The sequence below is a fragment of the Pseudomonas sp. S2_H10 genome, from assembly GCF_054668285.1.
Genome location: NZ_CP162754.1, coordinates 5,215,287 through 5,241,427 on the forward strand (window position 1 = coordinate 5,215,287; position 26,141 = coordinate 5,241,427).

27 protein-coding genes and 1 riboswitch are annotated in these 26,141 nt (G+C 60.7%); of the genes, 15 read left to right on the plus strand and 12 right to left on the minus strand.

What is annotated here, in order from left to right; all coding sequences use genetic code 11:
• Positions 1-13: 13 nt before the first annotated feature.
• Positions 14-1,081, minus strand: coding sequence for a putative urea ABC transporter substrate-binding protein (locus AB4O16_RS23395; RefSeq protein ID WP_460155921.1), 1,068 nt, complete (start codon positions 1,079-1,081; stop codon positions 14-16).
• Positions 1,082-1,141: 60 nt separating this feature from the next.
• A riboswitch (guanidine-I (ykkC/yxkD leader) is annotated at positions 1,142-1,242 on the minus strand.
• A 283-nt stretch (positions 1,243-1,525) separates the two neighbouring features.
• Here AB4O16_RS23395 and AB4O16_RS23400 point away from each other — a divergent pair.
• Together AB4O16_RS23400 and AB4O16_RS23405 are read left to right on the plus strand one after the other, a co-directional pair.
• Entirely contained in the window at positions 1,526-1,801 is a 276-nt protein-coding gene (locus AB4O16_RS23400) for a hypothetical protein (RefSeq protein WP_460155922.1), read from the plus strand.
• Positions 1,802-1,968: 167 nt separating this feature from the next.
• The gene (locus AB4O16_RS23405) at positions 1,969-2,424 is read left to right on the plus strand and encodes a hypothetical protein (protein WP_460155923.1); all 456 of its coding nucleotides are present in this window, start codon (positions 1,969-1,971) and stop codon (positions 2,422-2,424) included.
• A 57-nt stretch (positions 2,425-2,481) separates the two neighbouring features.
• Here AB4O16_RS23405 and AB4O16_RS23410 read toward each other — a convergent pair whose 3' ends face one another.
• On the minus strand, positions 2,482-3,594 hold the full coding sequence (locus tag AB4O16_RS23410; protein ID WP_160389130.1) for an enoyl-CoA hydratase/isomerase family protein: 1,113 nt from the start codon (positions 3,592-3,594) through the stop codon (positions 2,482-2,484).
• 132 nt (positions 3,595-3,726) lie between these two features.
• Here AB4O16_RS23410 and ung point away from each other — a divergent pair, with 132 nt between their 5' ends.
• Positions 3,727-4,419 (plus strand): uracil-DNA glycosylase, encoded by a 693-nt coding sequence (gene ung / locus AB4O16_RS23415; protein WP_103394563.1) that lies wholly within the window; start codon positions 3,727-3,729, stop codon positions 4,417-4,419.
• A 131-nt stretch (positions 4,420-4,550) separates the two neighbouring features.
• Here ung and AB4O16_RS23420 read toward each other — a convergent pair whose 3' ends face one another.
• Genes AB4O16_RS23420 through AB4O16_RS23435 form a run of 4 tightly spaced genes read right to left on the minus strand, consistent with a single transcriptional unit; the run spans position 4,551 to position 8,594 of the window.
• Positions 4,551-5,591 (minus strand): AbrB family transcriptional regulator, encoded by a 1,041-nt coding sequence (locus tag AB4O16_RS23420; RefSeq protein ID WP_160389131.1) that lies wholly within the window; start codon positions 5,589-5,591, stop codon positions 4,551-4,553.
• Positions 5,584-7,098, minus strand: a complete 1,515-nt coding sequence (locus AB4O16_RS23425) for a tripartite tricarboxylate transporter permease (protein ID WP_075947502.1) — start codon at positions 7,096-7,098, stop codon at positions 5,584-5,586. Before AB4O16_RS23425 ends, AB4O16_RS23420 begins: the two co-directional genes overlap by 8 nt.
• A gap of 1 nt (position 7,099) precedes the next feature.
• Entirely contained in the window at positions 7,100-7,558 is a 459-nt protein-coding gene (locus AB4O16_RS23430; protein ID WP_150757380.1) for a tripartite tricarboxylate transporter TctB family protein, read from the minus strand.
• Positions 7,559-7,616: 58 nt separating this feature from the next.
• On the minus strand, positions 7,617-8,594 hold the full coding sequence (locus tag AB4O16_RS23435) for a Bug family tripartite tricarboxylate transporter substrate binding protein (protein WP_150727537.1): 978 nt from the start codon (positions 8,592-8,594) through the stop codon (positions 7,617-7,619).
• Between the two features lie 442 nt (positions 8,595-9,036).
• Between AB4O16_RS23435 and AB4O16_RS23440 the strand changes: the two genes are divergently transcribed.
• Both AB4O16_RS23440 and AB4O16_RS23445 read left to right on the plus strand, forming a co-directional pair.
• Positions 9,037-9,708, plus strand: coding sequence for a response regulator (locus AB4O16_RS23440; protein WP_150717781.1), 672 nt, complete (start codon positions 9,037-9,039; stop codon positions 9,706-9,708).
• Positions 9,701-11,089 carry a sensor histidine kinase N-terminal domain-containing protein gene (locus tag AB4O16_RS23445; RefSeq protein ID WP_460155924.1) on the plus strand — a complete coding sequence of 463 codons (1,389 nt, stop codon included), beginning with the start codon at positions 9,701-9,703 and terminating at the stop codon, positions 11,087-11,089. Before AB4O16_RS23440 ends, AB4O16_RS23445 begins: the two co-directional genes overlap by 8 nt.
• Positions 11,090-11,133: 44 nt before the next feature.
• Here the strand turns inward: AB4O16_RS23445 and AB4O16_RS23450 are convergent, their stop codons facing one another.
• Complete coding sequence (locus AB4O16_RS23450; protein WP_460155925.1) at positions 11,134-11,955, minus strand: HDOD domain-containing protein; 822 nt, start codon at positions 11,953-11,955, stop codon at positions 11,134-11,136.
• A gap of 34 nt (positions 11,956-11,989) precedes the next feature.
• Positions 11,990-12,931, minus strand: a complete 942-nt coding sequence (ygfZ, locus tag AB4O16_RS23455) for a CAF17-like 4Fe-4S cluster assembly/insertion protein YgfZ (protein ID WP_460155926.1) — start codon at positions 12,929-12,931, stop codon at positions 11,990-11,992.
• Between the two features lie 149 nt (positions 12,932-13,080).
• Between ygfZ and AB4O16_RS23460 the strand changes: the two genes are divergently transcribed.
• Both AB4O16_RS23460 and AB4O16_RS23465 read left to right on the plus strand, forming a co-directional pair.
• Positions 13,081-13,335: an FAD assembly factor SdhE gene (locus tag AB4O16_RS23460; protein ID WP_150717785.1), complete on the plus strand. Its 255-nt coding sequence runs from the start codon at positions 13,081-13,083 to the stop codon at positions 13,333-13,335.
• On the plus strand, positions 13,319-13,771 hold the full coding sequence (locus AB4O16_RS23465) for a protein YgfX (protein WP_460155927.1): 453 nt from the start codon (positions 13,319-13,321) through the stop codon (positions 13,769-13,771). Before AB4O16_RS23460 ends, AB4O16_RS23465 begins: the two co-directional genes overlap by 17 nt.
• Here the strand turns inward: AB4O16_RS23465 and nadB are convergent.
• The gene (gene nadB, locus AB4O16_RS23470; RefSeq protein WP_460155928.1) at positions 13,740-15,356 is read right to left on the minus strand and encodes an L-aspartate oxidase; all 1,617 of its coding nucleotides are present in this window, start codon (positions 15,354-15,356) and stop codon (positions 13,740-13,742) included. The two genes, AB4O16_RS23465 and nadB, sit on opposite strands and share 32 nt — an antisense overlap.
• A 550-nt stretch (positions 15,357-15,906) precedes the next feature.
• Here nadB and rpoE point away from each other — a divergent pair.
• The 4 genes from rpoE (at position 15,907) to AB4O16_RS23490 (ending at position 19,678) form a co-directional block, all read left to right on the plus strand.
• A complete protein-coding gene (gene rpoE / locus AB4O16_RS23475) occupies positions 15,907-16,488 on the plus strand; it encodes an RNA polymerase sigma factor RpoE (protein ID WP_003172477.1) in 582 nt (193 codons plus the stop codon).
• 31 nt (positions 16,489-16,519) lie between these two features.
• Positions 16,520-17,107, plus strand: a complete 588-nt coding sequence (locus tag AB4O16_RS23480; protein ID WP_160389138.1) for a sigma-E factor negative regulatory protein — start codon at positions 16,520-16,522, stop codon at positions 17,105-17,107.
• 8 nt (positions 17,108-17,115) lie between these two features.
• Positions 17,116-18,075: a MucB/RseB C-terminal domain-containing protein gene (locus tag AB4O16_RS23485; protein WP_160389139.1), complete on the plus strand. Its 960-nt coding sequence runs from the start codon at positions 17,116-17,118 to the stop codon at positions 18,073-18,075.
• A 178-nt stretch (positions 18,076-18,253) separates the two neighbouring features.
• Entirely contained in the window at positions 18,254-19,678 is a 1,425-nt protein-coding gene (locus AB4O16_RS23490; RefSeq protein WP_160389140.1) for a DegQ family serine endoprotease, read from the plus strand.
• A 77-nt stretch (positions 19,679-19,755) separates the two neighbouring features.
• Here AB4O16_RS23490 and AB4O16_RS23495 read toward each other — a convergent pair whose 3' ends face one another.
• Positions 19,756-21,189, minus strand: coding sequence for a M48 family metalloprotease (locus AB4O16_RS23495; RefSeq protein WP_460155929.1), 1,434 nt, complete (start codon positions 21,187-21,189; stop codon positions 19,756-19,758).
• A gap of 98 nt (positions 21,190-21,287) precedes the next feature.
• Here AB4O16_RS23495 and AB4O16_RS23500 point away from each other — a divergent pair, with 98 nt between their 5' ends.
• Positions 21,288-21,527 carry a sulfurtransferase TusA family protein gene (locus AB4O16_RS23500; protein WP_160389142.1) on the plus strand — a complete coding sequence of 80 codons (240 nt, stop codon included), beginning with the start codon at positions 21,288-21,290 and terminating at the stop codon, positions 21,525-21,527.
• A gap of 31 nt (positions 21,528-21,558) precedes the next feature.
• On the plus strand, positions 21,559-22,629 hold the full coding sequence (locus AB4O16_RS23505) for an AI-2E family transporter (protein ID WP_460155930.1): 1,071 nt from the start codon (positions 21,559-21,561) through the stop codon (positions 22,627-22,629).
• Between the two features lie 124 nt (positions 22,630-22,753).
• On the opposite strand, the gene AB4O16_RS23510 is transcribed toward AB4O16_RS23505, so the two are convergent.
• Complete coding sequence (locus AB4O16_RS23510; protein ID WP_150717794.1) at positions 22,754-23,227, minus strand: peroxiredoxin; 474 nt, start codon at positions 23,225-23,227, stop codon at positions 22,754-22,756.
• 10 nt (positions 23,228-23,237) lie between these two features.
• A complete protein-coding gene (locus AB4O16_RS23515; protein ID WP_007979776.1) occupies positions 23,238-23,798 on the minus strand; it encodes a glycine cleavage system transcriptional repressor in 561 nt (186 codons plus the stop codon).
• A 328-nt stretch (positions 23,799-24,126) separates the two neighbouring features.
• Here AB4O16_RS23515 and dapA point away from each other — a divergent pair, with 328 nt between their 5' ends.
• Both dapA and bamC read left to right on the plus strand, forming a co-directional pair.
• A complete protein-coding gene (gene dapA, locus AB4O16_RS23520) occupies positions 24,127-25,005 on the plus strand; it encodes a 4-hydroxy-tetrahydrodipicolinate synthase (RefSeq protein WP_160389143.1) in 879 nt (292 codons plus the stop codon).
• 17 nt (positions 25,006-25,022) lie between these two features.
• On the plus strand, positions 25,023-26,138 hold the full coding sequence (gene bamC / locus AB4O16_RS23525) for an outer membrane protein assembly factor BamC (protein WP_160389144.1): 1,116 nt from the start codon (positions 25,023-25,025) through the stop codon (positions 26,136-26,138).
• Positions 26,139-26,141 lie beyond the last annotated feature (3 nt).

Sequence of the window (26,141 nt, forward strand, 5' to 3'; positions counted from 1 at the left end):
CCAAGTCCTCTTCTTACAACTTGGCGTCGGCGGCCATCTGCACGTAGCTCGGGTCGAAGCGCAGCTTGAGGTTGCCCTTGTCGCCGTTGGTCACGCCATTGGCGAAGGCCATGCCGACCGCGCTGGTGTCCTTGGCGCCTTCACCCAGCAAGCCATGCTGGAAGGAGAATTCGGCGACCTTGCGCATGGTTTCCGGCAGTTGCTTGCTGGTACTGAACGCCAGGGCTTCTTTCGGGGAGGCGAACAATTTGGTGGTGTCCAGTTGCGCCTGGAAACCTGCCAGGTCAGTGCCAGAGGCCTTGGCCATGTGTTCGAGTGCGGCTTGGCTGGCGGCGTTTTTCGCGTTCATCAACTCGACCACTTCGAACCAGGCGCCGGTCAGCGCTTTGCCCAGGGCCGGGTTGTCTTTGAGGGTGGCGCTGTTGACCACCATCATGTCCATGATCTCGCCGGGGATCTGGCTGGAGTTGAACACCTCGGTCACCGCAGGCTTGGCCTTGATGTCCGAGAGCATCGGGTTCCAGGTCGTGACGGCGTTGACCTGTTCGGTGTTGAAGGCAGCCGAGATATCGGCGTCGGAGGTGTTGACCACTTTCAGGTCTTTCTCGGTGAGGTCCACCGAATCCAGGGCCCGGGCCAGCAGGTAATGGGACACCGAGAGCTCCACCAGGTTGACGTCCATGCCCTTGAGGTCGGCAACTTTCCTGCCTTCGCCCTTGAGCACGATGCCGTCGTTGCCGTTGGAGAAATCGCTGACGATCAGCGCGGTGCTGTCGACGCCGCCGGCGGCCGGGATGGTCAGCGCGTCCATGTTGGTCATGGTGCAGCCATCGAACTGGCCGGCGGTGTATTGATTGATCGATTCGACATAGTCATTGAGCTGCACCACATCGATCTTGATGCCGTACTTCTTCGCCCATTTGTCGACGATGCCCTGGCTGCCGGCATATTCCCACGGCATCCAGCCGGCGTAAATGGTCCAGCACACGCTGAAGTGGTCTTTCTGGGCGGCCTGGGACGAGACGCTTACGAGGGCTGCGAAAGCAGCGGCTAGCAGGGCGGGTAAACGAAGCTGGGACATGGTGGTTCTCCAGTTGATCAGGGACGGACAGGAAGGCAGCGGCACCGCTAGCGGTGGCTTGTCTCCCGGGCTTTTGTCCCGCCGTGTAACCTCAACTGGAGGTCGCCAACTCTCGGACCAGCCACTCGCGATAGCGAGCCGGAACCCTAGTCGGCCATTTTCAAATTGTGGTGCCGCGAACCTGTGATGACTCCTGCACGGTTTTGTTAAAGCGAGAGGCGTGCCAAGTTGGTCCGAGCGCTCTAGCGTGGGCAACTGGGTGGTCAGCGGGATTGATCAGGAGGGCAGGCTGCCTTGTGATGGTGCGCAGGTGCACCGCATTGGAACGTATTCGCCACTGATCCGAAGGTGGGCGCGGCATAGCACTTGGTGCAGGTTTACCAGTCAAAACAGATGTCAGCCGGTCTGTGCCGACTGCTGTCACTGGTCTTTACGGAGGCCGCCATGTTACGTCGATTGTTGTTGGGTGCAGTGCTCGGTTTCGGGTTGTCTGGCTGCTACTACTACGACGGTCCTGCCGACGTCTACGGGGGATCTTATTACTACCCCGGTTACTACTCACCTTATTACTACGGTTACTACGGCCCACGTTATTACGGTGGTTATCGTTCCTATTACTACGGTGGGCATGGTTACTACCGTGGCCACGGGTATTACGGCGGTCACGGCGGCGGTCACAGCGGCGGTCACGGCGGTGGGCATCACGGTGGTCACCGTTGATCAGCGTTCGAATAGATGAAAAACCTTTCATCGGGTAGATGTTTCTACTTGTTTCGTGGACGCACCAGATTCCGAATTCGATGTCTGATCTTTCGACAGTCACCGAATATTTGACTGTCGCCTGCCAGCGTCGCTGGTGTGGCTCACCCGCGGTCCAGGAGGCCGCCATGCTCTGTCAAAAAAACCTGCGGCGAATTCTTCTGCTTGCTGTATTGAGCTTGTCACTGGGTGGATGCGTGCCTTATTACGATGAAGGAGGCAGTTACTACAGTTCCGAGGTCTATACCTCGCCGGCGCCCTCGTATTACGCAGGGGGCAGTTCCTATTATTCCAATGGTGGTGGCTACTACACGCCGCCGCCTCGGTATTACGCACCGCCAGCGCGGTATTACCAGCCGACTCCGCGCTATTACTCGCAGCCGAGGATCTATCAACCGTCCCCGCGCTATTACCAGTCGGCCCCTCGTCATTATCAGCCGTCGCGGGGCGACTACCGCGCGTATCAGAACCATGGCTGGGACGGCCGTAACCGCGGAGGCTGGAACAACGACTCTCGCGGTCAGGACGGACGCGGTAATCGTGGCAATCGCGGTGATCACAACGGACGGGGCAATCACCGCTGATCATTCAGTCAACATGCAAATCCAGGGGGAACGAGGCTGCTCGTTCCCCCTGTCTGTTTAGTACCCGGACAAATCCGCCAGCGGATGCCGACCTTCCCAAGCCTTGTGGAAATGCGCCTCTACCACCGCATCCGGTACGTTGTTGATGTCCGGCCAGTGCCAGTGCGGCTTCTGATCCTTGTCGATCAAACGGGCACGCACGCCTTCGCTGAACTCCGGATGACGACAGCAATTGAGGCTCAGGGTGTATTCCATCTGGAAGACTTCGGACAGCGACAGGTGCCGCGCCCGAATGATCTGTTCCCATACCAGACGAGCGGTCAGCGGCGCGCCTTCACTCATGGTCCTGGCCGCGCGGCCGAGCAACGGATCGCTGTGATCGCGCAGGGCACTGATGGCCTTCCAGGCGCAACGCACATCGCTGACATCCAGCAGCTCGTCGATCTGCCGACGACGTGGCAGCCACTGGGCTTCGGGCATCTGCGCCACGGCTTCCTGCTGCAAGGCCTTGAGCAGGCTGTTGAGCTGCATCGGTGTCTGTTCCTGCCAGTTCAATTGCAACAGGCCTTCGATCAAATCCGGCTGCTGCTCATCGAGCAGAAAACGATCGGCCAGGTCCAGGTCGATGGCATCGCGGCCGTTCATGTGCGCGCCGGTCAGGCCCAGGAACAACCCGAGCTTGCCCGGCAGGCGCGACAGGAACCAACTGGCGCCAACGTCCGGGTACAGGCCGATGCTGATCTCGGGCATGGCCAACCGGCTGCTCGGCGTGACGATGCGGATGCCCGCGCCTTGCAACAAGCCCATGCCACCGCCAAGCACATAACCGTGCCCCCAACAGATCAACGGTTTGGGGTAGGTGTGCAGTTTGAAGTCCAGGCGATATTCCGCCGCGAAAAACTGTGCAGCCAGGGGCGGCACTTCACCCGGATGGTCGCGACAGGCTTCCACCAGGCTGCGCACTTCGCCGCCGGCGCAAAAGGCCTTGGCGCCGTTGCCGCGCAACAGGACGCAGACGATTTGCGGGTCCTTGGCCCAGGCGTCCATGCGGTCGCGCAGGGCGTTGATCATCGGCAGGGACAGGGCGTTCAGGGTTTTTTCGGCATCCAGGCTGGCGACACCGATGCGTGCGCCGTCGGTGCCGGTGAGCTCTTCGAAGTGCAGATTCATCGTGACCTCGATCGGAAATTTGAAGGTTAAGTATGATCGCTGTGTGGGAAAGTGCCGGATCTGCGTCAGATCAATTGACAAGCGTGATGCGCTTTCCTAGGGTTCGCCCCATTGTTTTTGCCGGATGTAACCATGACTGCTGACGACCGTATCAAACTCGAACCGAGCTGGAAGGAGGCCTTGCGTGCCGAATTCGACCAGCCCTACATGACAGAGTTGCGAAACTTTCTGCAACAGGAACGGGCGGCCGGCAAGGAGATCTATCCGCCGGGGCCGATGATCTTCAACGCGCTCAATTCCACGCCGCTGGACAAGGTCAAAGTGGTGATCCTCGGCCAGGATCCTTATCACGGCCCGGGCCAGGCCCATGGCTTGTGCTTCTCGGTGCAACCCGGCGTGCCGGCGCCACCTTCGCTGGTGAACATCTACAAAGAGCTCAAGCGCGACCTGAACATCGACATTCCCAACCATGGCTACCTGCAGAGCTGGGCCGATCAGGGCGTGCTGATGCTCAACACCACCATGACCGTCGAGCGCGCCAACGCCAATGCACACAAGGACAAGGGCTGGCAGTTTTTCACCGATCGGGTCATTGAAGTGGTCAGCCAGCAGCAGCCGCACCTGGTGTTCATGCTGTGGGGCGCCCATGCGCAGAGCAAGCAGAAGCTGATCGATGCCACCAAACATCTGGTGTTGACCTCGGTGCACCCGTCACCGCTGTCGGCCTATCGCGGCTTCCTCGGATGCGGGCACTTCGGCCGGACCAACAAGTTTCTGGAACAGAATGGCGAGACGCCGATCGAGTGGCGGTTGCCGCCGGTTTGAGCGAGTGGACCGAGTCACGCCCATCGCGGGCAAGCCCGCTCCCACAGTGACTGGTGTCGTACACACATTTTGTGTGCAACTCAGAACCCTGTGGGAGCGGGCTTGCCCGCGATGGGCGCAAAGCGGTTTTTTCAGACTGAATCCGGATTCCGGTTCCAGTACTTGAACAACGGCTCCGCCAGAAACAACACGAACAACAGTCGCATCACCTGCATCGCCGTCACCAGCGGCACCGACAATTGCAGGGTCTCCGCTGTCAGGCTCATCTCGGCAATCCCGCCGGGCATCATGCCCAATGTCAGTGAACGCAGGTCCAGATGGGTCAGCGCACTCAAGCCCAATGCCGCCGCCGTGGCGATCAACATGGTCAGCACCGTACCGATCAGGGTGCGCCCCATGAACGATGGCGCACGCCGGAAAAACTGCCGATTGAAGTGACAGCCCAGACCGCTGCCGATCAACCATTGGCCGATCTGGCTGCCACCATTGGGCAAGCCGATGTGCAGGTCCCAGCCGATGCTGACTGCCGCACTGACCAGCAGCGGGCCGAACAGCCAGGGGTTGGGTTGACGCAGGCGTTCCCAGATCCAGGCGGCCAATGCGCCAGCAGGAAACAGCACCGCCAGCCAGCGCCAATCGATGCTGCCCGCGTGGGAAATCGGCGCGCCGTCACCCAGCAGATACTTGAAGGCCGCCGGCACGCAGAGCACCACCACCAACACCCGCAAACTCTGTCCCGCCGCGACACGGCTGAGCACCGCGCCATTACGCGCGCCGAGGTTGACCATCTCCCCGGAACCGCCCGGCATGCTGGAGAAAAAAGCGGTGGCGCGATCTTCACCGGTGCGGCGCATCAGCCACACGCCGACCACCGCCGACAGGCTGGTGACCAACGCACCGAAGAAGATCAGGCCGAAATGACTCAGCACCTGCTCCATCACCACTGGCGTGAAATGCAGGCCGATACCGATGCCGACGATCCACTGGCCGCACTTGCGGCCGCCAGGGATTTCGGCCAGTTGCCAGGGTGTCAGGCAACGCACGAGGATGATCGCCAGCAACGAGCCGACCATCCATGGCAAAGGCCAGCCGACCTGGCTGGCGAGGTAACCGCCCAGCAGGCCGACCAGCGGAGTTCCCCACCAGTTTTTGAAGGGGACCCGATCAGACATCGGCGATAGCGCGTTGCGCGGCCGAACGTTTGCGCCAGATGCGGATCAGCGGCATCAGCAGCATGATCGCCGTCAGGACCCAGCAACCGAAGGTGATCGGGCTCGACCAGAGGATTTCCAGCGCACCGTTGGAAATCGACAGAGCGCGGCGCAGGTTTTGTTCCATCAATCCTCCCAGGATGAAGCCCAGCAATACCGGTGACAGCGGGAAGTCCAGCTTGCGCAGGATATAACCGAAGATGCCGATGCCGATCATCAGGAACAGGTCGAACGTTGTCGCGTGCACCGCGTAGACACCAATCCCGGTAATGATCGCGATCACCGGCACCAGCGCCCAGTTCGGCACGGCGAGGATACGGGTAAAGATGCGGATCATCGGGATGTTGAGGATCACCAGCATCACGTTGGCGATGAACAACGAAGCGATCAGGCCCCAGACGATGTCCGGTTGCTGTTGGAACAGCAGTGGCCCCGGGGTGATGTTGTACAGCGACAGGGCGCCAATCATCACCGCCGTGGTACCCGAACCTGGAACGCCGAGGGTCAGCATTGGCACCAGCGCACCGCAGGCCGCGCCACCGATGGCGGTTTCCGGCGCCGCGAGGCCGCGCATGTCGCCCTGGCCGAAAGTACCCTTGGCACCCGCCATGCGTTTTTCGGTCATGTAGGCCACCGCACTGGCCAGGGTCGCACCGGCACCCGGCAACACGCCCATGATGAAACCCAGTACGCCGCAACGGATGTTCACCACGAACACCGAGGCCGCTTCCTTGAAGTTGAACATCATGCGGCCGGTGGCTTTCACCGCTTCCTGGCCGTGGTGGGTTTTTTCCAGCAGCAGGAGGATTTCGCTGATGGAGAACAGGCCCAGCACCAGCACGACGAACTGGATGCCGTCAGTCAGGTGGATGTTGTCCCCGGTGAAGCGATACACACCGCTGTTGGCGTCGATGCCGACGGTCGACAGGAACAGGCCGATCAGTGCCGCGATGAACGTCTTCAGCGGACGATCACCGGCCATGCCGCCGAGGCAGACAATCGCAAAGACCATCAGTACGAAATATTCCGCCGGGCCGAAGGCAATCGCCCATTTCGCCAGCAGCGGGGCGAACAGCACCATGCCGCAAGTGGCGATGAAGGCACCGATGAACGAGCTCCATGCCGACAGCGACAGCGCTACACCGGCCAGGCCTTTGCGGGCCATCGGGTAACCGTCGAGGGTGGTCATCACGGTGGACGCTTCGCCCGGAATGTTCAGCAGGATCGAGCTGATCCGGCCGCCGTATTCGCAACCCAGGTACACCGCCGCCAGCAGGATCAGTGCCGACTCCGGTGGCAGGCCGAGGGCGAATGCGATCGGGATCAACAGTGCCACGCCGTTGATCGGGCCCAGGCCCGGCAACAGGCCGACCACGGTGCCGATCAGGGTGCCGCACAACGCGGTCACCAGGTTGTACGGGCTCAGCGCGACGCCGAAACCCTGACCCAAATAGCCAAGAGTATCCATATCAGTTCTCCAGAACGTCGAGCACGCCAAGTGGCAGCGGCACGTCCATCAACTTGTCGAACAGCAGGTAGAGGCCGACGGCCATCAGGCTGATGATCACGATGCTGGGTACCCAGCGACCGCCATACAGACGCGCCATGGGCACGCCGATCAGGATGCTGGCGACGATGAAGCCCAGAGGCTCGAAAGTGCCGGCGAACACCAGCAACAGTGCGACGCAGATGCCGATTTTGGTCAGGGTTTCGCGGTCCAGTGGCGGCTCGTCATCGCTGTGTTTGATTGGCGCGGGGCGAAACACCATGTACAGCAGGGCCGAACCCATCAGGCCGAGCATCAGCAATGGAAAGGCCCGAGGCCCCACCGGTTCGTAGGAAAAAGCCGCTTGATACGGCCACGCCATCAGTGCCAGGCCGAGACAGACCAGCAACAGCACCGAAGCAAAAATGCGTTGTAAGAGCATGAGGAACTCCTGTGCCGCGACTCCGCCAAACGGAGTCGCGGCCGCTAGACAGAGACGATCACTGGATCAGGCCGAACTCTTTGGCCAGCACTTTGTAGTCCGCAACCTGCTTCTTCACGTAGGTATCCAGTTCCGGGCCGGTCATGGCGAACGGGAACAGTTCACGCTGATCGCGCAGCTTGGCGAACTCGGGCGAGGCCAACAGTTTGTCGAAGGAGTCTTTCCACCAGGCGTAGTCTTCATCGCTGACTTTCGGCCCGAGGTAGAAGCCGCGCACCACCGGCCAGACGATGTCATAGCCTTGTTCGCGAGCGGTCGGAATGTCCTTCATTTCCGGCTCGTCCAGGCGCTTGTCGGAGAACACCGCCAGCAGGCGCATGTCGCCGCTCTGGATGTGCGGCATGGAGTCGGAGATGTCGGTGCTGCCGACCTGGATATGACCGCCGAGCAGGGCGGTGGCGATCTCGCCGCCACCTTCTAGGGCCACGTAGCGCAGGTCACGCGGGTTGATCCCGGCGGCCTTGGCGATCAGCGCGGTCTGCATCCAGTCCTGGCTGCCGACGGTACCGCCGGAACCGATCACCACTTTGCTCGGATCTTTCTTCAGCGCCTGAACGAGGTCGTCGAGGGTCTTGTAGGGCGAATCGCTCTTCACGGCGATGGCGCCGTAGCTGGTGCCGACGGCAGCGAGCCAGCGCACGTTGGTTTCATCGAAACGGCCGAACTTGCCCTGGGCCAGGTTCAGCAGCGAACCACTGGACCAGGCCACCAACGTACCGGCATCGGCCGGACGCTGGGCGACCACCGCGTTGTACGCCACCGCGCCGACGCCGCCGGGCATGTAGGTCACGCGCATCGGTTTGGTCAGCAGCTTTTCGTTGACCAGCGCGCTTTGCGCCAGTTTGCAGGTCAGGTCGAAACCACCGCCGGGCGAGGCCGGGGCGATGCATTCCGGGCGTTTTGGCTCGGCCATGAGTTGGCCGGCGAACAGCACACAGCTGGCGGCGAGGGCGAAACGGCGCATTGAACGGCTCATTTTTGTCTCCATTGGAGTTTTTGTTTTTCGGGATGATTCAGGTGCGACGATTTCGCACGGTGCTGGCGCGTTCGAATCCGTACGGACTGAACGACGAGCAGCCGGCTTCGGCGCTGGCAAGCGTAAACATCGGGGAGCGAGAGAAAGGGCGGGGCGGGCAAGCCTGAAGCTGTATGGACAGCATGGTGCGATACCTCGTTTATTGTTCTTATTGGCGAAAACGCTTCGAGGCGTTTTTCGGTAGTTACATGTCAAGGCACGTTTTCAAACTACGATTCGATGGTCGGCAGTCGAAACCATCCGTGGGCCGACTCTAACGTCCCAACCTTTCGCTAACCTTTCAGCGGGCTTTCACGGTTTTTCGGGCTTCACAGCGGCGATTGCGGCTGTAAACTCCGCGCCAAAGAATGGCGTCGGCCATCCCTGAACGAGGTAAAGATCCATGCGTGTCCTGCTCGTCGAAGACCATCTGCAACTCGCCGAAAGTGTTGCCCAGGCACTCAAGAGCACCGGTTTGACCGTGGACGTGTTGCACGATGGCGTGGCCGCCGACCTGGCGCTGGGCAGCGAGGACTACGCCATGGCGATCCTCGACGTCGGCTTGCCGCGCATGGATGGTTTCGAAGTGCTGGCGCGCCTGCGGGCGCGGGGCAAGAACCTGCCGGTGTTGATGCTGACCGCGCGCAGCGACGTCAAGGATCGGGTTCACGGCCTGAACCTCGGCGCCGACGATTACCTGGCCAAGCCGTTCGAACTGACCGAGCTCGAAGCGCGGGTCAAAGCCTTGCTACGCCGCAGTGTGCTGGGCGGTGAACGCATCCAGCGTTGCGGTGTGCTGGCCTATGACCTGGAAACCCGGCGCTTCACCCTTGGTGAAGAATTGCTGACCCTGACTTCCCGCGAGCAAGCGGTACTCGAAGCCCTGATCGCACGTCCCGGTCGGGTGATGAGCAAGGAGCAACTGGCGTCGCAAGTGTTCGGTCTCGATGAAGAGGCCAGCCCCGATGCCATCGAGATCTACGTGCACCGCCTGCGCAAGAAGCTCGATGGCCAGCCGGTCGCCATCGTGACCTTCCGTGGCCTCGGTTACTTGCTGGAAAGCCGCGATGCATAAGCCCAGCAGCCTGCGCTGGCGGTTGCTGTGGAACCTGGCGCTGCTGTTGGTGGTGTTGATGCTGGCCAGTGGTTTGAGCGCCTACTGGAACGGCCGCGAAGCTGCCGATACGGCCTATGACCGGACCTTGCTGGCCTCGGCGCGGACCATCGCCGCCGGCGTTTCCCAGCGTGACGGCACCTTGAGTGCCGACGTGCCCTACGTGGCCCTCGATACCTTTGCCTACGACAGTGCCGGGCGGATTTTCTACCTGGTCAACGACATCAATCAGAAGCTGATTTCCGGGTACGAAAACCTGCCCGCGCCGCCGCCGGGAACGCCGCGCACCGATGACTATCCGGCGCTGGCGCGTTTCTACAACGCGCAGTACCGCGGGCAGAACGTGCGCGTGGTGAGCCTGCTCAAGCCGGTGAGCGAACCGAACATGAACGGTATGGCGGAAATTCGCGTGGCGGAAACCGATGAAGCGCGGGTCAGCATGGCCCGCAGCCTGGCGGCCGACACCTTGCTGCGCCTGGGCATGCTGGCCATCGGTGCGTTGATGCTGGTGTGGTTTGCGGTGAGCGCCGCATTGCGCCCGCTGGAGCGCTTGCGCACGGCGGTGGAGGAGCGCCAGCCGGACGATCTGCGCCCCTTGCCGTTGGTGGAAGTGCAGCGCGAGTTGTGGCCGCTGGTGCGCGCACTGAATCACTTTACCGAACGTTTGCGTGGCCAGTTCGAGAAACAGGCGCAGTTCATCGCCGATGCCGCCCACGAGTTGCGCACGCCACTGGCGGCGCTCAAGGCGCGACTGGAACTGGGCATGCGTTCTGCCGAGCCCGAGACCTGGCGCAGCACACTGGAGACCGCCGCCCAGGGCACCGATCGCTTGACCCATCTGGCCAATCAGTTGCTGTCCCTGGCGCGGGTCGAAAACGGTGCCCGGGCGATAGCCGAGGGCGGCGCGCAATTACTCGACCTGAGTCAGTTGGCGCGGGAGCTGGGCATGGCCATGGCACCACTGGCCCATAAACGCGGGATCGCGCTGGCGCTGGAAGCCGATGAACCTGTCTGGTTGCGGGGCGAGCCGACGCTGTTGAACGAGCTGTTGAGCAATCTGGTGGATAACGCCCTGGCTCACACGCCACCGGGCGGCAACGTGATTTTGCGCGTCGCGGCGCCCGCCGTGCTGGAAGTCGAAGATGATGGCCCTGGTATTCCACTTGAGGAACGCGATCGGGTGTTCGAGCGCTTTTACCGACGCAATCAGCAAGTGGCCGGTTCCGGGTTGGGGTTGGCGATTGTCGGTGAAATCTGCCGCGCGCATCTGGCACAGATCAGCCTGCATGATGGTGAGCACGCGGGGTTGAAGGTGCGGGTGAGTTTTGTGGCGGGGGATTGAATATTCCCATTGTGGCGAGGGGGCTTGCCCTCTTGCCACAATGATCAGTAAAACATCGTGCGTGTTTCTTCGAGGTCGGCGCACATCGCCTCGTCGTCCAGGTCGATCCCCAAAGCCCTGAAGGCGGGTACGCTCAAGGGGTCGATCCGGCCGATCGGGTGGTCGGTGTCCTTGTAGCAATACAGGCTGGCCACTTGCACCAGATCGGCATAATCGACCTGCGTCGTCTGGCGGTTGAAGTTCAGACAGACCCGCGGCACTTGCACCAGCATGTCGGGAAACTCCCAGACCCTGAGCAATTTTTCGCCGATCAGCGGATGAATCTGGTCGATCACATGGTTGAGGCTGACCGGGTCGGACAGCAGCTCATAGTGATCTTCGGCGTAGGTCAGGATCGGCAGCACGCCGATCTGATGCACCAGCCCGCCAAGGGCTGCCTGGTCGGGCTTGAGCCGGGTGTGATTGCGGCACAGGGCATAGCTGACGCCGGCGATTTCCAGGCTTTTGCGCCAGACTTCGCGCATCTTCTGTTCCACCACGTCGGAGCGGGCGTGGAAAATCTGCTCCATCACCAGGCCGATCGCCAGGTTGCAGCTGTAGTTGATGCCCAGGCGCGTGATCGCGGTATGCAGGTCGGTCACTTCCTGAGTCGCGCGCAACAGCGGGCTGTTGACCACTTTGATCAGACGCGCCGACAGCGCGGTATCACGACCGATCACTTTGCTCAGGGTACTGACGCTGACTTCCGGGTTTTCCGCGGCCTTGCGAATTTGCAGGGCCACTTCCGGCAATGTTGGCAGAACCAGGTCATCGTTATTGATGGCCTCAACCAAATCCTGTTGGACCTTTTCCGCCAGCTTGCTCATTTAATCTCTCTGGGTGTCGCGCCAAGTGCTGCCGTTATTGCTGGATTTCGCGATCGCGGTCCAGTTCATAAGGCAGGTCGAGCAGCTGCAGGGACGGCCCTTCGAGCGCGCCCAGGTGGATGTCGCCACCCTCTGCTGCTTCGGCTTGCAACACCGCCAGAAGCTCAATCTCTTGCCCGGTGCGGGCAGCCAGCACCACCTCGCCGATGGCGCTGCCGTGGGTCGGGGAAAACAGCGCGGTACCCGGCTCCGGCAGCTCGTCGGCGGCCAGTTGCAGGCGATACAGGCGGCGCTTGAGTTTGCCCAGGTACTGCATCCGCGCGACGATTTCCTGCCCGGTGTAGCAACCTTTCTTGAAGCTCACGCCGCCGATTGCCTGCAAGTTGAGCATCTGCGGGATGAACAATTCACGGGTGCCGGCCATGACCTGGCCGATCCCGGCGCGAACCTGGCCCAGCAGCCATTGATTCAGGTCACCTTCGCCCAGCGCAGCCGCCAGCTTGCCTTTGACCGCATCGGCTTGAGCGGTGGCAACCCACAACTCGGCGCGTTGCGGCGAGACGCGGATGGCGATCAGCCCGTCGTTACGCACGACGCTGTCGGTTTCTGCCGGCAGGTCCAGGCCGAGGCTGACCAGAGCAGCGTCGCCATGATCAACACCGAAACGCACCCAGGCGGCACTTTCGTCGGTCAGTTTCGACTTGGAAAACACCGCGTACTTTTTCAGGTCCGCCAGTTGTGGTTCGAGCAGTTCGGTGGCCATGGCCAGGAGTACGCCGTCACCCTCGAGCAGGATGCGGAAACTCGACTGCATCCGGCCTTTTTGCGTGCAGCGCGCACCAAGGCTGGCCCGGGAATCGCTCAGGTAGTTGAGATTGCAGGTCAGTTGGCCTTGCAGGAATTTGCTGGCGTCCGCGCCGCGGACCGCGAGAACGCCTTCATGAGAAAGCGTGCAGAAAAAAGCAGAATCGGCCATGGGTCATCGCAGGGTAAAGAGTCTGGCTGACATCATAAGGGGGCGCCTTCGAAATGGGTAGTTCACAAAGGATCGCCGGTGCCCGACCAAAGCCGACTGTTCGACCGGGCGCGGGCCTGTATACTTGCGGCCTATTTGAGGAGCGCTCCATGGTCGAAGATGTTGAACTGAACCGCCTCTTTTGGCACAGCCGCCGTGGCATGCTTGAACTTGACGTGTTGCTGGTGCCGTTCACGAAAGAGGTTTACGCAACGCTCAACGAGGTGGATCGCGCGTTGTACGTCCGACTGCTGACGTGTGAGGATCAGGACATGTTCGGCTGGTTCATGGAACGCAGCGAATCGGAAGATCCCGAGCTGCAACGCATGGTCCGCATCATCCTGGACCGTGTCCAGCCCAAGTAACGGCTTCGAATGCCGCTGGCATGCCTCACGGCAGCTGCTGGCGGCGTATCTCCTGGCCCAGCTGTTCGCGCTGGGTTCGTTGTTCTTGCTGTCTATTCCTGTCTGGGCCGGTTTGCTCTGCGTTGCCCTGTGCGTGGCTCACGGAATCTGGCTGTTGCCCCGGCAGATTTTGCTGACGCACCCGCAGGCATTTTGCGGCCTGCGACGCGATGCCGATGGCTGGCAGTTGTGGAGTCGGGCCAAGGGTTGGCAGCCCGTGCAACTAAGGCCGGACAGCCTGGCACTGCCTTTGATGGTGGTCTTGCGTTTTCGTCTGCGCGGCGAGCGTCGGATCAGGGCCATTTGCGTGCCCCGGGATGCGCAGGCGGCGGATGTACACCGACGCCTGCGGGTCCGGCTCAAGTTCAGCCGACGTAGGTGGGCGGCACCAGAATAGTGTCCAGCGCGACCGGCAACAGGTCCGGGTAGTCGAGGGTGTAATGCAGGCCACGGCTTTCCTTGCGCTCCATGGCTGACAGAATCATCAGCTCGGCCACTTGGGCCAGGTTGCGCAGCTCGATCAAATCGCGGCTGACCTTGTAGTTGCTGTAGAACTCGTCGATTTCATCCAGCAGCAGTTGGACGCGGTGTTGTGCCCGTTGCAGGCGTTTGTTGGTGCGCACGATGCCGACGTAGTCCCACATGAACCGCCGCAGCTCATCCCAGTTGTGCGCAATGATCACGTCTTCATCGGAATCGGTGACCTGGCTCGCATCCCAGGCGGGAAGGGGGGCGGGCATCGGAATTCGTGGCAGCTGTTCGAGAATGTCCGCGGCCGCCGAGCGGGCGTAGACGAAGCATTCGAGCAGCGAGTTGCTGGCCATGCGGTTGGCGCCGTGCAGGCCGGTGAAGCTGGTTTCACCGATGGCGTACAGGCCTGGCACATCGGTGCGGCCCTGTTGATCGACCATCACGCCGCCGCAGGTGTAGTGCGCCGCCGGAACCACCGGAATCGGTTGTTTGGTGATGTCGATGGAAAATTCCAGGCAGCGTTCGTACACCGTCGGGAAGTGCATCTTGATGAAGGCTTCGGGTTTGTGGCTGATGTCCAGATAGACGCAGTCGATGCCCAGGCGCTTCATTTCATGGTCGATGGCCCGGGCGACGATGTCCCGGGGCGCGAGCTCTGCCCGTGGATCGAAGCGCGGCATGAAGCGCTCGCCATTGGGCAGCTTTAGGTGGGCACCTTCGCCGCGCAGCGCTTCGGTGACCAGGAAGCTCTTGGCTTGCGGGTGATACAGGCAAGTGGGGTGGAACTGGTTGAACTCCAGGTTCGCCACCCGGCAGCCCGAACGCCAGGCCATGGCAATGCCATCACCGCAGGCGCCGTCCGGGTTACTGGTGTAGAGATAAACCTTGGCCGCACCACCGGAGGCGAGGATCACAAAACGCGCGCCGTAGGTGTCGACTTCGCCGGTGCCGCGATTGAGCACATAAGCGCCGAGGCAGCGATCGCCTTCGAGTCCCAGGCGTTTTTCCGTGATCAGGTCAACCGCCACCCGCTGTTCCAGCAGTTCGATGTTCGGGCGTTTCCTGGCCTGGTCGAGCAGGGTGGTGAAAATGGCAGCGCCCGTGGCATCGGCGGCGTGGATGATGCGCCGGTGGCTGTGGCCGCCCTCGCGGGTCAGATGGAATTCGAATCCGCCATCTTCGTTGTTCGAGTGTTCATCGCGGGTAAAGGGCACGCCCTGGTCGATCAGCCATTGAATCGCTTCCTTGCTGTGCTCGACGGTAAAGCGCACGGCGTCCTCATGGCACAGGCCGCCGCCGGCATTGAGGGTGTCATCGACATGGGATTCAACGGTATCGGTGTCATCCAGCACGGCGGCGACACCGCCCTGGGCCCAGAAAGTCGAGCCATTGGCGAGGTTGCCCTTGCTCAGAACGGCAATGCGCAAATGACCGGGCAAGGTCAGCGCAAGGCTCAAGCCGGCAGCACCGCTGCCAATTACCAGAACATCGTGTTGAAACTGTTGGCTCATTTCAGGATTCCGCTCAAAGCGACCCGGGTCGGGGGTGGCGCAGCTGGCTGGCGAGTCAGGTCAGCCGCACAGCCCACTAGTATATAGAGGGGGGAGCGGCACAATACCCGAGCCAGCATGGCATTGTGAAACTACTGTGACGCAAAATACCGGACGCTTCGTCGGATGTTTTTCTGCCCGTTTGGCGCGAGAATGTCTGTATCGCCGATTTAACAGTGTTTTTCACCTCACGGTTGCACAATGTCGGTTCTGCGTAGCTATAAATATTTGGAACTTTTGCCAAAGGGCCAAGATCAATAGACCAATGCCTGAAACAAGGGACAGTGTCGGCTTCAGTGCGGGATTGCAGTTTGATCCTTGCCGAAGAATCCGATGACAAGATTATTCGCGCAGCCGGGTCAACTCGCGCTGCGCTTTTCGTGCGTGCCAAATCAGAGCCCGCAGGAAACTTGCCTGGAGGGGGAGAACTTTTGCGAAAAGCCCGAGTCTATGTTTGCAAGTCTGGTGGTTTACTTCTGCAAGCCTCCTCCGAGCTCATCGAGGAGTGTTCATGCTAACCCAGGAAGAGGATCAGCAACTGGTCGAACGCGTTCAGCGCGGCGACAAGCGTGCTTTCGATCTGCTAGTGCTGAAATACCAGCACAAAATTCTCGGGTTGATCGTGCGTTTCGTGCACGACACCCATGAAGCCCAGGATGTGGCACAAGAAGCCTTTATCAAGGCATACCGTGCACTTGGAAATTTTCGCGGAGACAGCGCGTTTTATACGTGGCTTTACCGCATCGCCATCAACACGGCGAAAAACTATCTGGTTTCACGCGGCCGTCGGCCGCCGGATAGCGATGTCAGTTCCGAGGATGCAGAGTTCTACGATGGCGATCATGGCCTCAAGGATCTCGAGTCGCCAGAACGGGCCTTGCTGCGGGATGAGATCGAAGGCACCGTCCATCGAACCATTCAGCAACTGCCGGAAGATTTGCGTACGGCTTTAACTTTACGTGAGTTTGATGGTCTGAGTTACGAGGACATTGCGAGTGTCATGCAATGTCCGGTAGGCACCGTGCGCTCCCGGATCTTCCGCGCCCGGGAGGCCATCGATAAAGCCCTGCAGCCATTGTTGCAGGAAAACTAAAGACAGCGGCGACAGCCAAGAGAGGAACGCCATGAGTCGTGAAGCCCTGCAGGAATCGCTGTCCGCAGTGATGGATAACGAAGCGGACGAATTGGAATTGCGTCGGGTATTGAATGCCTGCGACGATGTTGAAACCCGTGAAACCTGGGCTCGTTATCAGATCGCTCGGGCAGTGATGCACAAGGATCTGCTGCTTCCACGTCTGGACATCGCCGCGGCCGTTTCTGCTGCCCTGGCTGACGAAGCCGTGCCGGCTAAAGCTTCCCGCGGTCCATGGCGCAGCCTGGGTCGTCTGGCGGTCGCAGCTTCCGTGACCCTGGCCGTGCTGGCCGGTGTGCGTCTGTACAACCAGGATGAGATCGCCGGTGTCGAACTGGCCCAGCACTCCACTCAACCTGCGCTGGCCGTTCCTCAAGTAAAAGGCCCTGCTGTTCTGGCAGGCTACAATGAGAGTTCGGAAGCTACCGGCCCAATGGCCAATGGCGTTTTGCAAGGTCAACCAGGCTGGCACGATCAGCGTCTGCCAGGCTACTTGCGCCAACACGCACAACAGGCTGCACTGAAAGGTACTGAGAGCGCTCTGCCTTACGCTCGTGCGGCAAGTCTGGAAAACCGTTAAGGAGGATCATGCGCGCCATACCTCTACTTTCGCTTCTGCTCAGTGGCTGGTTCATCGTTCCAGCCCAGGCCGATGATGCCCAGGACTGGTTGACCCGCCTGGGCCAGGCAGAGCAAACGCAAAGCTTTCAGGGTACTTTCGTCTACGAGCGTAACGGTAGTTTTTCTACCCATAACATCTGGCACCGGGTCCAGGATGGAAAGGTCCGCGAGCGTTTGATCCAGCTCGACGGTTCTGCCCAGGAAGTCGTTCGCATTGATGGGCATACTCAATGCGTCAGCGGCAAACTGATCGCAGGGCTTGGGGACTCTCCCAATTCCGCTGCCCGTGCACTCGATCCCCAAAAGCTCAAGAATTGGTATGACCTTGCCGTCATTGGCAAGTCACGTGTTGCCGGGCGTCCGGCGGTCATCGTGTCGCTGACACCCCGCGATCAACACCGCTACGGTTTTGAATTGCACCTGGACAAAGAAACCGGCCTGCCTCTGAAGTCTTTGCTGTTGGACGACAAGGGGCGGTTGCTGGAGCGCTTCCAGTTCACGCAACTGGATACGGCTGACGTTCCTTCCGAAAACGATCTGCAGGCCAGCAACGATTGCAAACCGGTCAATCTCGACAGTGACAAGGCTTCTGCCGTCAAGTCTGCCCAGGTCTGGCGTTCCGACTGGTTGCCACCCGGCTTCGAGTTGACCAGCAGCACCGCTCGCAAGGATCCGCAGACCAAGACCCAGGTCAACAGCCTGATGTATGACGATGGCCTGGCGCGTTTTTCGGTATTCCTCGAGCCGTTGAATGGCGCAACCGTCACCGACACCCGTACTCAGTTGGGGCCGACCGTTGCAGTGTCCCGGCGCCTGACCACGGCACAGGGTGAGATGATGGTGACCGTCGTCGGCGAGATACCGGTCGGTACTGCCGAGCGGATAGCGCTTTCGATGCGCACCGACGCCGCTGCATCCACGCAGTGAGCCGAATTCGAAATGTTTCGTGAGCATTTCAATTTGCAAAAATCCCTTAAATTTTCTATAGGTCAGAGCCCCTCGGCTCTGGCCTTGTTTGTTGTTCCCGGAACAAAAATACCGGCGTATTGTTCCCGGTGTTCCTTGCTCCATATCGCTTAACCATGCTCGTCGTAACGGGAGCCGTATGTCGATACCACGCTTGAAGTCCTACCTTTCCATTATTGCTACCGTGCTGGTGCTCGGTCAGGCGGTCACCGCCCAAGCGGTCGAATTGCCTGACTTTACGCAACTGGTCGAACAGGCCTCGCCTGCGGTCGTGAACATCAGTACCACGCAAAAGCTGCCGGATCGCAAAGTCAACCAGCAGATGCCCGATCTCGAAGGCCTGCCGCCAATGCTGCGCGAGTTCTTCGAGCGGGGCATGCCGCCGCAATCGCGCTCACCTCGTGACCGTCAACGCGAGGCAACCTCCCTGGGCTCGGGTTTCATCATCTCTCCTGATGGCTACATCCTGACCAATAACCATGTGATCGCCGATGCTGACGAAATCCTCGTTCGCCTGGCCGATCGCAGCGAAATGAAAGCCAAGCTGGTCGGTACCGATCCACGTTCCGACGTGGCGCTGCTGAAAATCGAAGGCAAGGATCTGCCGGTGCTCAAGCTCGGTAAATCCCAGGACCTGAAGGCCGGCCAGTGGGTGGTCGCTATCGGCTCGCCCTTCGGTTTTGACCACACCGTGACCCAGGGCATCGTCAGCGCCGTCGGTCGCAGCCTGCCGAACGAAAACTACGTGCCGTTCATCCAGACCGACGTGCCGATCAACCCGGGTAACTCGGGCGGCCCGCTGTTCAACCTGAACGGTGAGGTGGTCGGGATCAACTCGCAGATCTATACCCGCTCCGGTGGTTTCATGGGTGTGTCGTTCGCGATTCCGATCGACGTGGCCATGGATGTTTCCAATCAGCTGAAATCCGGTGGCAAGGTCAGCCGTGGCTGGCTGGGCGTGGTGATTCAGGAAGTGAGCAAGGACCTGGCCGAGTCGTTCGGTCTGGAGAAGCCGGCCGGTGCTCTGGTTGCCCAGATCCAGGATGACGGCCCGGCTGCCAAGGGTGGCCTGCAGGTTGGTGACGTGATCCTGAGCATGAACGGTCAGCCAATCGTCATGTCGGCCGACCTTCCGCACCTCGTTGGCGCATTGAAGTCCGGCGCCAAGGCCAATCTGGAAGTGGTTCGCGACGGCAAGCGCAAGAATGTGGAGCTGACCGTCGGTACAATTCCGGATGAAGGCGCGGAGATGGATGCGTTGCCAAAATCCAGCATCGAGCGCAGCAGCAACCGCCTCGGTGTATCCGTGGTCGAGCTGACTGACGAGCAAAAGAAAACCTACGACCTCAAGGGTGGTGTGCTGATCAAGGAAGTGCAGGACGGTCCTGCCGCCATGATCGGCTTGCAGCCGGGTGATGTGATCACCCACCTGAACAACCAGGCCATCGGTTCCACCAAGGAGTTCGCGGAAATCGCCAAGGCGTTGCCAAAGAACCGCTCGGTGTCGATGCGGGTATTGCGTCAAGGTCGTGCAAGCTTCATCACTTTCAAGCTGGCTGAATAACCGGTTTGACGGGTGAATAAAAAACCGCCTCGAAAGAGGCGGTTTTTTTGTGTCCGGACTTTTGGTCTGCGAGGGCGTCAGCCCATCATGTCCTTGATCATGCGCTCCTGTTCCATCAGTTCGCGTTGCCGCGCATCGATCCGCGAAGATAGCGGGAAGTTGCTGCCGGCCTTGCGTTTGGCGAAGTCCAGTTGCTGGATGGCCTGCCTGTAGTCCCCGACCAGCGCAAAATATTCGGCGCGCGCCTGATGCAGGCCGATGATATTGCCCGACAGGCCACGCGTCTCGGCAACCTGATACCAAACGTCCGGGTCATCCGGACGCGATTTGAGCAGGCCTTCGAGGGCTTTCTCCGCATCCGCGGTGCGGTTTTGCTTGAGTAGCAGGTCGACGCGCATCTGGTTCAGCGGGTAGTTGCCAGGGAACTGGGTAATCAACCGGTCAACCCGGGACTGTGCGTCCGGCAGGCGATTGTTGGTGATGTCCAGGTCGACCTGGGCCAGGTTGTAGATGATTTCGTTGGGGGCCTTGGCCAGCAACTGCTTGAGGTTTTCCCGCGCTTCGTTCAGTTGACCACCCTTGATCTGGGCGATCGCCAGGCCGTAGCGTGCCACGTCGTTTTTCGGGCTCTCCTCGAGCTGGGCGCGGAAGCGTTTGGCGCCGAGCCCCGGGGTTTCCTCATAGATCAGCTGTACGCGTGCGCGGATCAACTGGTAGCGCATGCTGTCTTCGATACCGCCGATTGGAAACTGTTCGGCGCGGTTGCGGGTGTCGGCGATTCGCGATTCGGTGACCGGGTGAGTCAGCAGGAATTCCGGTGGCTTGGCATCGTAGCGATACTGACGCCCCAGGCGCTCGAACATGGTGGGCATCGAGCGAGGATCGTAACCGGCCTTTTCCAGATTGAGGAGGCCGATACGGTCGGCTTCCTGTTCGTTCTGGCGGGAGAACCGCCGTTGTTCCTGGATGGCCGCTGCCTGTGTGCCGGCAATGGCCGCGATCCCGGCGTCACCGCCGCCCGCGGCTGCAATCACGATGCCGGCCAGCAATGCAGCCATCATGGGGACTTGCATGCGTTGTTGCGCTTCGACACCCCGGGCAAAGTGGCGCTGCGACAAGTGAGCCAATTCGTGCGCCAGTACCGAGGCATATTCGCCTTCGGTCTGGGCGTTGAGGAACAAGCCGCCGTTGACCCCGACGATCCCGCCCGGCGCCGCAAAGGCGTTGAGCTGCGGGCTGTTGATCAGGATGAACTCCAGGCGCCGGTCTGTGACCTGGCTGGTCTCCACCAGGCGGTAAACGCTGGATTCGACGTAATCCTTGAGCTGCGGATCGTTGAGTTGCGCAACCTGACTGCGCAGCATGGCCAGCCAGGCGCGGCCGAGCTGGTATTCCTGTTGTGGCGAGACAATGGCAGAACTGGCGTCGCCGAGTGACGGCAGGTCGTCGGCGAAGCCCGGTGAGGCGAGCAGGCAAGCGAGCGTCAGCAGGGTGGGGCGCAGAAATGTCATGCACAAAGCCTTAGTCGACAAAGACCTTACTGTAGCCGGACACCGGCGTTGCGACCAGATATTCTAGGCACCTCAACCACCTGACCCGGAGTGAAGCAATGACCGACGCTGTAGAGCATGACGTTGAACTGGACGCCAGCGGCCTGAATTGTCCCTTGCCATTGCTCAAGGCCAAGATGGAGCTCAACAAGTTGGCCAGTGGTGCGGTGCTCAAGGTCATTGCCACAGATGCCGGTTCGCAGCGCGACTTCCGCACCTTTGCCCGATTGGCCGGTCATACGCTGCTGCTTGAAGAAGAAGAGGCGGGTGTTTACCGCTATTGGTTGAAAAAAGCCTGAAACCTGCTGCGTTTGCTCCTAAGGATTATTGATGTTCAAAGTGTTACGCGACTGGATTCAGCGCTATTTCTCCGATGAAGAAGCGGTGGTGCTGGCTGTCCTGCTGTTTCTGGCTTTCACCGCCGTACTGACCCTGGGCGGCATGCTGGCGCCGGTGCTCGCCGGGATGGTGCTGGCGTACCTGATGCAGGGGCTGGTGGTGACCCTCGAGCGCCTGCGCGTGCCGGGCGGGGTCGCGGTGGGGATGGTCTTTGCGCTGTTCATGGGGCTGTTGTTGGTGTTCATCGTGGTGGTCGTGCCGTTGCTCTGGCATCAACTGATCACGTTGTTCAACGAATTGCCCGGCATGCTCGCCAAGTGGCAGTCGCTGTTATTGCTGCTGCCCGAGCGCTATCCGCACCTGGTGTCCGATGAGCAAGTACTGCAGGCCATCGAAGTGGCGCGTGGCGAAATCGGCAAGTTCGGTCAGTGGGCACTGACGTTCTCGCTGTCGAGCCTGCCATTGCTGGTGAACATCATGATCTACCTGGTGCTGGTGCCGATCCTGGTGTTCTTCTTCCTCAAGGATCGGGCCATGATCGGCCAGTGGGTGCGTGGTTATCTGCCCCGAGAGCGGGCGCTGATCACCCGTGTCGCGCATGAGATGAACCGGCAGATCGCCAACTACATTCGCGGCAAGGTCATCGAAATCTTCATTTGCGGTGGCGTGACCTACATCGCCTTTGTCGTACTTGAGCTCAATTACGCGGCGTTGCTGGCATTGCTGGTGGGGATCTCGGTGGTAGTGCCCTACGTCGGTGCCGTGGTGGTGACCGTGCCGGTGTTTCTGATTGCGCTGTTCCAGTGGGGCTGGAGCGATCAGTTCATCTACCTGATGGCGGTCTACGGGATCATCCAGACGCTCGATGGCAACGTGCTGGTGCCCTTGCTGTTCTCGGAAGCGGTCAACCTGCACCCGGTGGCGATCATCTGCGCGGTGCTGCTGTTTGGCGGGTTGTGGGGGTTCTGGGGGGTGTTCTTCGCGATTCCCCTGGCGACGCTGTTCAAGGCGGTGCTGGACGCTTGGCCGCGCAAGGAACCGGTCGTGGCGCCGCTGCTTTAGCGGTCAGGCTTTATTTTCAGTGAGGCTGATGGCCTCTTCGCGGGCAAGCCCGCTCCCACAGGATCAGCGCAGTCCTTGTGGGAGCGGGCTTGCCCGCGAAGGCGTACTGACAGACGCGGATGAATCAGGCCTTGTTCAGCGCCTGAGCAGCCGCCAGAACCGCATCAACATGCCCCGGCACCTTCACGCCGCGCCATTCCTGACGCAGCACGCCGTTGGCGTCGATCAGGAACGTGCTGCGGTCCACGCCCATGTATTCCTTGCCGTAGAGCTTTTTCAGCTTGATCACGTCGAACAGCTGGCAGATGGCTTCGTCCTTGTCGCTGATCAGCTCAAAGGGGAATTCCTGCTTGCACTTGAAGTTCTCGTGGGATTTCAGGCTGTCGCGAGACACGCCGAACACTTCGGTATTGGCGGCCTTGAACGCAGGGTACTGATCACGAAAACCCTGGCCTTCGGTGGTGCAGCCGGGCGTGCTGTCTTTCGGATAGAAGTAGATCACCACCTGCTTGCCCTTCAGGCCGGCGAGGCTGACGGTCTGCCCGCTGGTGGCGGGGGCTTCGAAATCGGCAACCGGTTGGTCGATGGCAACGGCCATGAAAGCTTCCTTACATTGGGTTCTGTGGGCGCCAGGGTTCGATCAGGGCGTCGAGGTTCAGCGCGTCGGCAAAATCCAGGAACTGATCGCGCAGCCAACTGATCTGCACGCCGGCCGGCAAGGTCACGGTAAACGTGGCGTTGAGCATGGTGCCGCCGGTCTGCGGAGCCTGATAGGTGTCGCAGGTCAGGTTTTCCAGCTCGACATTGTGGTCCATGAAGAACTGGCACAGCTCGTTGATGATGTCCGAGCGGTAGGCCGAGCTGACATAAGCGACGTACGGCAGGGCCTGGGGACGGTTTTCCAGGGCGGCGCTGCGTACCACGTTGACCGTGAACGCATGCCGCTTGGCCAGCACTGGCAGGCTGCCTTCCAGGCGCGCCAGGGCATCCCAGCTACCGGAGATTTCCAGCACCAGCGCACTGCATTCGCCATGACGGGTCAGGCGGGAGGTGACCACGGCGCAGCGGTTTTCATGGCTGGCGCGGCACAGGACGTTGGTCAGCTCCATGGGGTTGGCGCCGAGGGCACTGATGACAAGGAATTGTTCGCGAACTGTGGGGGTGGACATGCAGCATTCCTAAAGCGATGAGCGGTCGGTACATCAAAGGGCTGATTTGCCGGGAGCGAGCCTGCGGATGCGAACTCAGAAAGCCCCGAGTGACAGCTTGCACCGTGCTCCGGCAGGGCGGGAGCGAGACGTGGCAACGCTGGATCAGGACTTGTGATGCCGAAAATGGAGGCTGGAACCCGACGGACGAGCTTATCTGTACCGATCAAAGTCTGAAGGGTAGCGAAAACCGGCGCCAAGGGGAATGGCGGCAGCACAGTACTTCGCTTGTGCAAGCAACTTGGCGCCAGTACCATTACGGCTCTCTTTTTCCGGCAGGAGCGGTTTCATGATTGCGGGCAGTATGGTGGCACTGGTCACACCCATGGATGCACAGGGGCGTCTTGACTGGGACAGCCTCAGCAAACTCGTGGACTTCCACCTTGAAAACGGCACCCATGCCATTGTCGCCGTCGGTACCACCGGCGAATCGGCGACCCTTGATGTCGATGAACACATCGCCGTCATCAAGGCAGTGGTCAAGCAGGTCAATGGTCGCATCCCGGTAATTGCCGGCACCGGCGCCAATTCGACCCGCGAAGCCGTCGAATTGACCCGCAATGCCAAGGAAGCCGGCGCCGACGCCTGCCTGCTGGTCGTGCCGTACTACAACAAGCCGACCCAGGAAGGCCTGTACCTGCACTTCAAGCACATCGCCGAAGCGGTCGACATCCCGCAGATCCTCTACAACGTTCCCGGCCGCACCTCCTGCGACATGCAGGCCGAGACCGTGATCCGCCTGTCCACCGTGCCGAACATCATCGGTATCAAGGAAGCGACCGGCGACCTAAAGCGCGCCAAGGCCATCCTCGACGGCGTGAGCAAGGACTTCATCGTCCTGTCCGGCGATGATCCGACCGCGGTCGAGCTGATCCTGATGGGCGGCAAGGGCAACATCTCCGTCACCGCCAACGTTGCCCCGCGTGAAATGGCCGATCTGTGCGAAGCCGCCCTCAAGGGTGATGCCGAGACTGCGCGGGCAATCAACGAAAAACTGATGCCGCTGCACAAGGACCTGTTCATCGAAGCCAACCCGATTCCGGTGAAGTGGGCTTTGGTCGAGATGGGCCTGATGCACCAAGGCATTCGCCTGCCGCTGACCTGGCTGAGCGCACCTTGTCACGAAACGCTTCGCACGGCCCTGCGCCAGTGCAGCGTCCTGGTTTAATTGAGGAAGTACAACGCATGAAGCGAATGGCCGGACTTTCCGCACTTGCCTTGATTATCTCCAGCACCAGTGGCTGCGGATGGGTCTGGGGCCCGGAAGGTTATTTCCGTGACCGTGGTAGCGATTACCTGGAAGCGCAACAGACTGCACCGATGCAAATTCCGCCGGATGTGCAAACCGCCAAGCGTCTGGATCCGCTGTTGCCGATCCCGCGCAACGTGGCCGATGACACCGCCACGGGCGAATACATCGTTCCTCGTCCGCAGCCGCTGACGGCGGCTGCCGACGCCAGTGCCTACTCGCTGCAGAAGAGCGGCGGCACCAGCTCCATCCTGGCGCAGAACCCGCCGGCCGAAGTCTGGCCCGTGGCCGTTCAGTTCTTCCAGGACAACGGTTTCCGCCTGGATGAACAGCGTCCGCAAACCGGCGAATTCACCACGACCTGGCAGCATTCCGACGAACTGTCCGCCGCCGTGGCCAAGCGCCTGAGCGCGGCCGGCGTCAGCACCGACAGCGAAACCCGCGTGCGGGTGCGCATCGAACCAGGCGTGCAGCGCAACACCAGTGAAGTCTACGTGGTCAGCGCCGAGCGTCCTGCCGGCAGCACCGCCGACGTCGAGTTCACCAACCGTTCGGTCAACACTGGCCTGGACGCGGCACTGGTCGACGACATGCTCGCGAGCATGAGCCGTATCTCGGAGAAGGGCGGTTCGGTCTCCATGCTGGCTTCGCGTGATTTCGACGCACCCAGCCGTGTCAGCCTGAGCGAAGACGGCAGCGGCAACCCTGTGCTGAACGTCGGTACCGACCTCGACCGTGCCTGGTCGAGCGTAGGTCGTGCGCTGGAGCAAGGTGAATGGCGCGTTGAAGACATCAACCGCAGCCTGGGCCTGTACTACATCAACCTGGCCGAAAAAGCCGAGAAGAAAGACGACAAGCCTGGTTTCTTCAGCAGCCTGTTCGGCAGTGCGCCGAGCAAGGAAGAGCAGGAAGCCCGTGCCGAGCGTTATCAGGTTCGCCTGAGCAAGGTTGGCGAGAACGTCCAGGTCACCGTCGAGAAGAACATCAACACCGTGGCGCCGGCAGATGTGGCGCGTAAAGTGTTGAGCAAGATTCAAGACAACCTGGGCTGATCC